Here is a 10,033-nt window from a genome sequence, read left to right on the forward strand (position 1 = left end):
CTGAGGGGGTCGGCCACGACCCCCTCATACCCCCTGGCAGTGTGCCTCATGAAACACCCTGCATTTCGTAGAGTTATTTCTGGGACGGGACACTAGTCTATCACTTCGTAGTCGGCCTCTACCTCTCCTTTCCCATCTTTCTTCTCACTCTTCTCCTCTTCCTGCCCCGCTTCGGGCTCCGGCTTCCCGCCGCTTGTGGCTTTCGAATACATCTTGGCAGCAGCATCGTGCCACACCTGAGTAAGCGCCTCGGATGCAGACTTAATCTCGTTCTCATCGTCTCCCTTGAGCGCTTCTTTCAGCCGTCCGACCGCCGCTTCGACCCTGGCCTTTGTGTCAGCGTCCATCTTGTCGCCCATCTCTTTCAGATTCTTCTCTGTTTCATAGGCAAGCTGATCTGCCCTGTTGCGCGCGTCGATCTTCTCTCTTCTCTTCTTGTCCTCGGCCGCATGGCTCTGTGCTTCCTTCACCATCTTCTGGATCTCGGCGTCGGAAAGCCCGGATGAGGCCTGGATCTTAATGCTCTGCTCCTTTCCAGTAGCCTTGTCCTTTGCGGAGACCTGGAGTATTCCGTTGGCATCAATGTCAAAGGTGACTTCGATCTGGGGAATGCCGCGCGGAGCGGGAGGAATTCCTGTAAGTTGGAAGCGGCCGATTGACTTATTGTCCATCGCCATTTCCCTCTCACCTTGAAGCACATGAATATCGACTGTCGTCTGACTGTCCGATGCAGTTGAGAAAACTTCAGATTTCCTGGTGGGTATTGTCGTGTTTCTTTCGATCAACCTTGTGCACACGGCCCCAAGTGTCTCTATGCCAAGAGAAAGAGGCGTCACATCAAGAAGAACCACGTCGCCAACCTCGCCGCCGAGCACGGCTCCCTGGATTGCAGCTCCGACTGCCACAACCTCATCAGGATTCACTCCCTTATGGGGTTCCTTGCCAAAGAGGTCTTTCACAAGCTCCTGAACCTTTGGCATTCTGGTCTGCCCGCCCACCAGAATGACTTCATCAATATCGCTTGCAGAAAATCCGGAATCCTTGAGTGCCTGTTTGCAGGGACCGACTGTGCGCTGAATGAGATCATCAACAAGCTGCTCAAGCTTCGCCCTGGAAAGAGTGATATTCATGTGCTTGGGGCCGCTTGCATCGGCAGTGATGAACGGGAGGTTGATCTCGGCCTCGACTGCAGTCGAAAGCTCGCATTTCGCCTTCTCGGCCGCTTCCCTCAGCCGCTGGAGGGCCATCGGATCTTTTCTGAGGTCAATCCCTTGCTGCTTCTGGAACTCATCAGCAAGCCAGTCGATGATCTTCTTGTCAAAATCATCGCCGCCCAGATGCGTATCGCCGTTTGTGGACTTGACCTCGAAGACGCCATCGCCTAACTCAAGGATGGAGATATCGAACGTTCCTCCGCCGAGGTCGAAGACTGCTATTTTTTCATCTTTCTTCTTCTCAAGGCCGTAGGCAAGGGAAGCGGCAGTTGGCTCGTTTATTATCCTTTTCACGTCGAGCCCTGCTATTCTTCCGGCGTCCTTTGTTGCCTGGCGCTGACTGTCGTTGAAGTAGGCAGGGACAGTGATCACTGCTTCTGTTACTTTCTCACCCAGGTAATCTTCAGCAGTCTGCTTCATCTTCTGAAGTATCATTGAGGATATTTCCGGCGGAGTGTAGGTCTTGTCTCCGGCCCTGACCACGACGCTCCCGTTTGAATCGCCTTCAACCGGAAACGGAACCTGCTTCGTCTCCTCGCCGACTTCGTTATATTTCCTCCCCATGAATCTCTTTATCGAGTAAATCGTAGCCTTCGGATTCGTCACGGCCTGCCTTCTCGCGACGACACCCACGAGCCTTTCTCCGCCTTTGGTGAAAGCCACAACGGACGGCGTTGTCCTTCCACCTTCAGAGTTCTGAATGACCACGGGCTTTCCACCCTCCATAACGGCCACACAGGAGTTGGTTGTTCCGAGATCAATTCCTATTATTTTTCCCATATCAGTCTACCTCTCTTTCTCAAGCGAGAACTTCTTCAACTTCACACACGGAATCAGCTCTATTCAAACTCCTCATGGCCCGTAGGCCTCTACGTCTTCGCCACTCGTACAGCGCAATCCCCGTGCCACCTGGTCTCATCCTGCATACAGCGTCTCTATCGTCTTGCAAATAGAGAAGTTACATCAACGAAGGAAGGACTATTCTGTCCTTCTTGGCATGTCGATAGGCAGGACATGCGTCATAATGGAACACTCTATCTGTTTCGTTTTGAAACAGATGTTCTCCCGCCTCGTTCCGTTCCCCTCAGTTTTCTCCACAGTGTCGAACGTGAAATTCCAAGGGCCTTCGCTGCCCTGGACATATTCCACTTGTGCTTCTCGAGAACCCTCATTATGTGAAGCCGCTCAACCTCCTCAAGCGAGAACCCGTCACTGTAGTAGCCGCTCTTCTCCTCTGCCGAAGTCAGCATCCTCCTTTGCCTGATCTCCGGCGGAAGGTCGCGCGGGTTTATGACGCCGGACTCGGCAAGGAGAACCGCACGTTGGACAATGTTCTCAAGCTCCCTGATATTCCCGGGATAATCGTAGGCCAGGAGAAACGAGGCAGCAGAGGGAGAGATTCTCGGAGTCTTCCCCTTCCTGCCGAGAGAGTGCTTTTCGACGAAGTATTGCGCAAGGATGAGAATATCATCTCTCCTTTCCCTCAGCGGCGGCACGTGAATGTGGAAGACGTTGAGCCTGTAATAAAGGTCTTCCCTCAATTCGCCCGTCCTCAATGCCTCTTTTATGTCCCTGTTTGTTGCGGCAATGACTCTGACATCAATGTGCGTATCCTCGTTTCCGCCGACTCTCCTGATCTCGTGAGATTGAAGAGCTCTCAGAAGCTTGACCTGTGCGCTCGACGGCATCTCGGCTACCTCGTCCAGGAAAAGCGTTCCGCCGTCTGCTTCCTCAAAAAGCCCTTTCTTCGACTGCACCGCCCCGGTGAAAGCTCCTTTGACGTGTCCAAAGAGCTCACTCTCGAACAGTCCCTCTGGAATGGCGGCACAGTTCACCGGAACGAACGCCTTCGTGTTTCGCTTGCTGAGATAGTGAATCTGCCTGGCAACCAGCTCCTTCCCGGTTCCGCTCTCCCCTGTTATGAGCACACCGCTTTCTGTGGGCGCAATCTTTGAAACCAGCTTGAGGATTCGCTGGACGGCCGTACTGGTCCCGACTATGTCATATTCGTAACTGGGCTGTCTTGATGCCCGGCCTCTGACTTCCAATTCAGCTCACCCTCCACAAGTGGGACAGCCTTTTCTCTTCCTGGCACTTAGCGTCTTGAAACTCATGTCCCTTGCATCAAGGATAAGAATCTTGCCGAGAAGAAGTTCGCCGGTTCCGAGAAGAAACTTGATTGCCTCCCCGGCCTGAATGCTCCCGACAACCCCGGCCACGGCGTTCAGAACTCCGCCTAGCTCGCAGCCTGGAACCAGTCTTGTGGGCGGAGTCTTTGGGAAAACGCATCTAAGGCACGGCCCCTTTCCCGGCACTATGCTCATCACCTGGCCTCCGAACCTGAAAATCCCGCCGTGAAAAAGAGCCTTCCCGAGTCTTATGCAAGATTCATTTACCACATAGCGGGTGGGGAAGTTGTCGCTTCCATCAACAACAGCATCAAAGTCTTTGAGTATCGAATCGACGTTCCGTGGCGACAATCTCTTGAAGTATGTCACAACATTCACCGACGGATTGAGAAGCTTGAGCTTCTTCTTTGCGGAATCTGTTTTGGGCTTTCCAATATCCTTGGTCGTATGAATGAACTGCCTCTGCAGGTTTGAGAGAGAGACGTCCTCACTGTCAACAATTCCGATCGTCCCGACACCTGCCGATGCAAGATAGAAAAGTGCCGGAGAACCCAGGCCTCCGGCTCCGACTACAAGGACTTTTCCCTGCCGGAGTTTTCTCTGGCCCGCTCTTCCTATCTCCGGGAGAATAATCTGCCTTGAGTATCTCTCAAGCTCCTCCTCACTCAAAATAGTGACAGTCACCTATTTCCCTCACTCAAAATAGTGACAGTCACCTATTTCACCTATTTCCCCTCGAAAATAGTGACAGTCACCTATTTCGTCACCTATTTCCGCCCATTTCCTACGACAGGTAGCGAAGAATACGTTCTGCCTCCGGAGAGTTGAAACCTTGCAGTTTTAGCTCTTCTATCGATCTTATTCCGAGGCCGAGCTCAATAGTCCGCTTTATCTGGGGCTGCTCCCATACTGATTTGTCTTGAATTCTCTTCTCGGTGCCAAGAAGCTTGAGAAGTCCCAGGCCGACAACATCGTTCGCGACTCTGTCTCGGGACGCAATAATGAGATCAACTTTCTTCTCATCGCCGGTGGCAGGTCCGCCGGATACGAAGACTTTTGTCGCATCCATCACGTAGAACTTGGGGGTGACGGCAAGCCCAAGTTCAGCAATCAAGGTTCCGAATCCCGGCTCTCCGTGGCTCTTGTGGAGGCGGGACGTCCTGTCATCCGGGTGAAGGAAACCGACAAAGTTCTTGATAGCCATTGTGAATGTTGCGAACTTGTGGGTCTTGCAGACCGGAATTGAAATGATCGAATCTACTCGAAGAGGAAGCTCTGGAAACCTGAAACCGTCTTTCCATGAGGTTGCACTTGCGGGCTTAACCTCTGTCCAGGGACCATCATCAAATGGTATGACCTCCGCCTTCCCCTGAATTGCAGCTTCGTACAACCCTGTTTTCTTCATGAACTCAATTGTCTTTCCCCAGAAGCCCGATCTGTCGGACACGATGACTCTCTTGGGATTCTTTCCCCAAACTGACTCAAGGACATGAAGAAGGACCTCGGGATTCGTCGTACCTGGGTGAGAGTCATCTGAATTCACGTTTGGCTTCACCAGGACAGTGCTTCCAGGCTTGATGAAGCCCAGACCACCTCCCAGCTCGACCGCCTTCTGGACGGATTCCCGGACAGATTTCCCTCTGGCAATTCCCACAGGAACTCGACTCACTTTTTTCTCCGGTTTATCCCCGGATGAGTTCTTTCCTTGGCGGGGCTCGTCATCGTTCTCAGTCAAACCATCAGAAGAATGCGCGGATGTCCTCAACTCCAAAGCGATCGGCACGCTCAAGAACCCGCCTGTTGCAAAACTGAACACTTTTCTCATGAATTCCCTTCTATTGTCCACGGAGATATGGTGCCACGGTTTGCCCACCCAGTCAATCCCGAGTTCGCTCTGCTAGTGGCACGGAGCACTTAGCTGCCGGCGTTCGCAGCGAATCGATTCATCAGACTTCCCTCTCACCTTGGCCCTCTCCCTTCTGGGGAGAGGTTGGTGAGGGGTTATCACGGTCGAGCAGATGCGGTCTCCGCATTGTAGGCTCCTGTGTCCGCAGAGCCATACCGCTTGACCAAGGGGATTTCCTGGTTTAGCCTGAAGAAGCTCTTCCTGGAGAAGGTTGCAGATATGCAGAAACATGCGTTTTCTTGAAGGAGTGCCGGATTCGACCGGCCGACTCAAGAAGACTCTGAGACTGGTGAGGAAATGAGTCAGAAACAGAACAAGACCAGACCTGGCAGCTCTGTCCGCATGGTGGACGTGTCCGCGAAGGAAAAAACCCTGCGGACCGCTGTGGCAACCGGAAAGATCTTCCTCAGCCCGAAGACGCTTGAGACAATCGAGAAAGGGCTGCTTCCAAAGGGAGATGTGCTCACAGTATCCAGAGTAGCTGGTATCATGGCTGCAAAGCGAACCAGTGAGTTGATCCCTATGTGCCATCCAATTGCACTATCGAATGTCAGTGTCGAGCTTCATTCTTCCAAGGAAAACTCGTGTATCGAGGCGAGAGCAATCGCCAAAGCAGTTGACAGAACAGGTGCAGAAATGGAGTCGCTGGTTGCAGTCACCGTGTCTCTTCTGACAATTTGCGATATGTGCAAGCAGGTTGATAAGGACATGGTTATCGGGGAGATAGCGCTTATCGAGAAGGCAGGCGGAAGAAGTGGCCACTACAAGAGGAAAAGCAAAACCATCGGGCAGTGAGGCTGCGAAGAGAAGAGCGCCGGATGGGAAGGTCGAGGCAGTCTCCATAAGTAGTGAAAAGGGTATGAAGAAAACGCCAGTCCCTTTTGCGGATTTCGAGTGTGAGCAGGGGATCAAGGGCGATGCCCATTTCGGAAAAGACATCCGCCAGGTCAGTCTTCTCGGGCTTGAAAGCATAGAGAAGATGAGACAAAAAGGTCTCAATGCCGTGCCTGGAGATTTTGGTGAAAACGTCACGCTGGCCGGGATAGAGATTCACACACTTCCCCTGGGAACGAAGATTAGACTCGGCTCAACCGTGCTTCTCGAACTTACTCAGATTGGAAAAGAGTGTGTGGAAAGGTGCGCAATATATGACCAGATCGGGGACTGTGTCATGCCAAGAGAAGGTGTTTTCGCAAGAGTCCTGACGGGCGGGAGAGTCCGGGCCGGCGATGATGCCTTTGTCATTCCCGGAGGATAGGCAGTTTTCCTCTGCAGGATGAAGTCCAAGGTTCCGTGGATAGCCCCGCCGTGAGATACAAATGGAGAAAACTTTGATGACAGTGGCAATCCTTACAATAAGTGATAAAGGTGCAAGGGGAGAAAGAAAGGACGAGAGCGGCAAGGTTGCGCTCGAGTTGATTACCAAGCTCGACGCAAAGCTTGCCAGATACGACATCATCCCGGACGAGGCAGAGCTCATCAGAGAGAAACTAGTCGACTATTCCGACAAGCTTCGTGTTGACCTCGTTCTCACGACGGGCGGCACGGGGTTTTCTCCCAGGGATAAAACCCCGGAGGCGACTCTGGCCGTGCTGGAAAGACAGGCACCTGGCATTTCAGAGCTGATGAGATTTCAATCTTACAAGAAGACCCCGAAGGCCGCGCTCTCGCGGGGAGTCTCAGGAATCAGGAAGAGCACAATGATTGTGAACCTGCCGGGCAGCCCGAAAGCCGTTAGAGAATGCCTCGAAGCCATCCTTCCAATCCTTCCCCACGCAATCTCCGTCCTGAAGGGCGAAGCCGGCGAATGCGGAGAATCCCGCGATGCGGAGTGACAGATGTATTCACAGCCGAGATGCAAGGCAAGCCTTTGAGAGATGCCCTTGAACCGGCTTTTTGAAGGTGTATCCTCTCCCTCACCTTGATCCTCTCCCCGGGGGGAGAGGGAAGGTCGCCGGCCCTACTCGTACCGCAGGGCCTCTGTTGGATTAAGAAGAGAAGCTTTTCTCGCGGGATAAAGTCCGAAGAAGATGCCGACTGCTGCGGCAAAAAGAAATGAGACGATAATCGAGCTCAGAGAAATGCTCGTGTTCCATCGCGCCATCGCGGAAAGAAGATATGAAGCAAGAACCCCCAGAAGAATCCCGACAGTGCCGCCAACCAGACTGAGCGTAACAGCTTCAACAAGAAACTGAAAGAGAATATCCCTTCTTCGTGCACCTATTGCCTTCCTTGTGCCTATCTCTCTTGTCCTCTCGCGGACAGAGACAAGCATTATGTTCATAATTCCTATTCCTCCCACAATAAGCGAAACTCCTGCAACTCCGGCAAGGAGAAATCCAAGCGTTTTTGATGTTTCTTCCATTGTGGTGAGGACATCTGTTTGGACCCGGATTGTGAAATCGTTGTCACCACCGGTCTTGATCCGGTGACTCTTCCGTAACGCTTTCTCAATCTCCAGAACCGTCTGATCGACGGATTTCGCATCCCTTGCCTGGACACTGATTCCGCTCAAGTAGTCTATGCCAAAAAGCCTCTTCTGCGCAGTGTTGAGAGGCACAACTACCTGATCATCCTGGTTAGAAAACCCCGTCTGCCCCTTTTCGGGAAGAAGTCCTATCACGGTAAAATTCACTCTGCCAATCCTAATCGTTTCCCCGACCGGATCTTCCATTTGGCCGAAGAGATTTTCTCTCACCGTTTCCCCGAGCAGACACACTCTTGCCATCCCGAGATCTTCCTGCCAGGTAAAAAACCTTCCCAACGTGGGCTTGAAATTCCTTACCGGTCCAAAATCCGGAGTCGTGCCGATAACCCTTGTGTTCCAGTTCTTGTTTCCGTATTTCACCTGTTCAGACCTCTGCAGCTCGGGGACTACAACGAGAGCTGCCGGGCAGTCTTTCTTGATTGCCTTGGCATCTTTGTCCGTGAGGTCAATCCTTGCCCCTTCTTGTGCAGCAACGTGACCCATGCGAAAAGAACCTGGTCTCACAAACACGAGATTGGAGCCGAGAGCCAGGATTCTTTCCTGCACAGCCCGTCTTGCTCCCTGGCCCAGGGAAACCATAGTGATCACGGCTCCCACGCCAATGACGACACCGAGCGTTGTGAGAAAAGATCTCATCTTGTGGACCCAGAGCGAGCTGAGTGCTATGAGAATATTTTCAAGTACTTGCATTGTCCTCCAAGTATCCAGGATACGAGAGATACAGGGGCGTCGGAGTGAGCAGCAAGTTCTCGGACGCCAGCCCCGAAACTCTTATCTCCTCAAGCCGCCCATCTCTCCCTGACTCATCCGTGCCTTGAACCTCTCCCTCTGTTCCATTGTCTGACTCATCGAGCCCGAAGGTCCGCCTGTCAGAATTTGGATCTCGTCTCCCTCCTTCAGGCCTTGTAGAATTTCCGTATTCTCGAAATTATTTATGCCTGCAAGTACGATTTCGGGGACGAACTTCCCTCCCCTTCCTACCATGACCTGTTTCGCCTTCGGACGGGGAGCAGCCGCGTCAAATTTCTCCCTGCCCCAGGAAGCCCCGGGGCCGCCGCCTTCTTCCTTCGCACCGCCCGAACCCGGAGACCGCTCTGTGAGAACGCCATACCCTCCGCGCGCCCCAACTGGTCTTCCACCCGTCACTCCGCCTTCCTTGGCTTCACCCGCTCCCTGTCTCTCCTGCCCGGCCATTCCTCCAGGAATCTCGCCTGCCACCCCGCCTCCTGCTCGCCGAGACCGATCGTCACCGCGAGCCGAAGCCCTGGGATCTGTGGACGCTGGAGCATTTTTCTCGCCCGTCTTCCCGGGACCAGGGGACACGGACACGCTACCCTTCTCACCGTTTCCCTCTCCTCTATTCAATCCGCGACCCGGCTCCCTCAGCGCCTCATTCGGCACCATGAGCACACCGAATCTCTCCCCTGCAGCTATGTCAACTGTCGCATTCATCCCGGCCTTCAGCTTTCCCTGGGGATTTGCCACTTTCGAGGTCACCTCAAAGGTAGTGACATTCTGCTCTACCTTTGCAAGAGGGGCAATCCTCACTATTTCTCCTTCGAATATATCATCGGGATAGGCGTCTGCGACCACCTTGGCCTTCTGGCCGGGTTCAATGACGGCGATGTCGGTTTCGTCCACATCAGCCTTCACATATACCTCTCGCATGTCTGCAACGACTGCAATCAGAGTTCCGCCGCTGACGGAAGAGATTCCCGAGGAGATTATTTGACCTTCTTCCACGTTCTTCTGGAGAATGATTCCAGAGAGAGGGGCTCTGACGACTGCTTCCTTGAGCCTTTCGTCTTTATTCGCCACATCCACCCTGGCGCGCACAAGCTGTGCTTTTGCCCGCACAACTTCTGTTTTCAATTTCTCCACTTCATCTTCGGAGGCAAGATTTCTTCCAAGAAGCTCTTGGCTCTTCTTTAGCTCCCGTTCCGCCTGAGCAAGCGTGGCTTTTGCAACGTCAAGGTCGGCCTTCGATTGTTCAACGTCATTAAGCAGGTCTGTCTCATCGAGGGTCGCAATGATCTGCCCCTTCTCTACATGGTCTCCTTCTTCCACGGGAAGCCGGTTAACCACGCCGCTCGCTTTGGACTTGACCTCAACCGTCACCACCGGTTCAATTGTGCCGGTCGATGAGACCGTAACAATCAAGTCTCCCCTCTGGACTTTTGCGGTAGTCATGGAAGACTCTCCGGGGCCCCGGGAGGGTTTCCTTCCAAGAACAAAATACGAGGCGGCGACCAACAGAACGAAGACGACCGGGAGTACAAATTTTTTCAACAGGATT

General features: G+C 53.1%; 9 protein-coding genes. 3 read left to right on the forward strand and 6 right to left on the reverse strand.

The features are described from left to right. Positions 1–92 precede the first annotated feature (92 nt). The 4 genes from dnaK to QME66_00020 form a co-directional block, all read right to left on the reverse strand. Complete coding sequence (dnaK, locus tag QME66_00005; GenBank protein ID MDI6807352.1) at positions 93–1,994, reverse strand: molecular chaperone DnaK; 1,902 nt, start codon at positions 1,992–1,994, stop codon at positions 93–95. Between the two features lie 254 nt (positions 1,995–2,248). Further along, positions 2,249–3,262: a sigma-54 dependent transcriptional regulator gene (locus tag QME66_00010; GenBank protein MDI6807353.1), complete on the reverse strand. Its 1,014-nt coding sequence runs from the start codon at positions 3,260–3,262 to the stop codon at positions 2,249–2,251. Positions 3,263–3,268: 6 nt separating this feature from the next. Next, the gene (locus QME66_00015) at positions 3,269–4,027 is read right to left on the reverse strand and encodes a HesA/MoeB/ThiF family protein (protein ID MDI6807354.1); all 759 of its coding nucleotides are present in this window, start codon (positions 4,025–4,027) and stop codon (positions 3,269–3,271) included. A 100-nt stretch (positions 4,028–4,127) separates the two neighbouring features. Continuing rightward, complete coding sequence (locus QME66_00020) at positions 4,128–5,168, reverse strand: DUF362 domain-containing protein (GenBank protein MDI6807355.1); 1,041 nt, start codon at positions 5,166–5,168, stop codon at positions 4,128–4,130. A gap of 378 nt (positions 5,169–5,546) precedes the next feature. On the opposite strand from QME66_00020, the gene moaC reads away from it, so the two are divergent. From moaC to QME66_00035, 3 genes are all read left to right on the forward strand, one after another. Further along, positions 5,547–6,044, forward strand: a complete 498-nt coding sequence (moaC, locus tag QME66_00025) for a cyclic pyranopterin monophosphate synthase MoaC (protein ID MDI6807356.1) — start codon at positions 5,547–5,549, stop codon at positions 6,042–6,044. 64 nt (positions 6,045–6,108) lie between these two features. After that, positions 6,109–6,507, forward strand: a complete 399-nt coding sequence (locus QME66_00030; GenBank protein ID MDI6807357.1) for an MOSC domain-containing protein — start codon at positions 6,109–6,111, stop codon at positions 6,505–6,507. A 76-nt stretch (positions 6,508–6,583) separates the two neighbouring features. Next, positions 6,584–7,084, forward strand: a complete 501-nt coding sequence (locus QME66_00035; GenBank protein ID MDI6807358.1) for a MogA/MoaB family molybdenum cofactor biosynthesis protein — start codon at positions 6,584–6,586, stop codon at positions 7,082–7,084. 125 nt (positions 7,085–7,209) lie between these two features. On the opposite strand, the gene QME66_00040 is transcribed toward QME66_00035, so the two are convergent. Both QME66_00040 and QME66_00045 read right to left on the reverse strand, forming a co-directional pair. Beyond that, positions 7,210–8,427: an ABC transporter permease gene (locus tag QME66_00040; protein MDI6807359.1), complete on the reverse strand. Its 1,218-nt coding sequence runs from the start codon at positions 8,425–8,427 to the stop codon at positions 7,210–7,212. A gap of 81 nt (positions 8,428–8,508) precedes the next feature. Continuing rightward, positions 8,509–10,026 carry an efflux RND transporter periplasmic adaptor subunit gene (locus tag QME66_00045; protein ID MDI6807360.1) on the reverse strand — a complete coding sequence of 506 codons (1,518 nt, stop codon included), beginning with the start codon at positions 10,024–10,026 and terminating at the stop codon, positions 8,509–8,511. Positions 10,027–10,033: the final 7 nt, after the last annotated feature.

This window comes from Candidatus Eisenbacteria bacterium (genome assembly GCA_030017955.1).
Classification (GTDB): Bacteria; Eisenbacteria; RBG-16-71-46; order JASEGR01; family JASEGR01; genus JASEGR01.

Bases quoted from the DNA above. Each gene is read 5' to 3' on its own strand.
- dnaK (MDI6807352.1), bottom strand. From the start codon at position 1,994: ATGGGAAAAATAATAGGAATTGATCTCGGAACAACCAACTCCTGTGTG.
- QME66_00020 (MDI6807355.1), bottom strand. From the start codon at position 5,168: ATGAGAAAAGTGTTCAGTTTTGCAACAGGCGGGTTCTTGAGCGTGCCG.
- moaC (MDI6807356.1), top strand. From the start codon at position 5,547: ATGAGTCAGAAACAGAACAAGACCAGACCTGGCAGCTCTGTCCGCATG.
- QME66_00030 (MDI6807357.1), top strand. From the start codon at position 6,109: ATGAAGAAAACGCCAGTCCCTTTTGCGGATTTCGAGTGTGAGCAGGGG.
- QME66_00035 (MDI6807358.1), top strand. From the start codon at position 6,584: ATGACAGTGGCAATCCTTACAATAAGTGATAAAGGTGCAAGGGGAGAA.
- QME66_00040 (MDI6807359.1), bottom strand. From the start codon at position 8,427: ATGCAAGTACTTGAAAATATTCTCATAGCACTCAGCTCGCTCTGGGTC.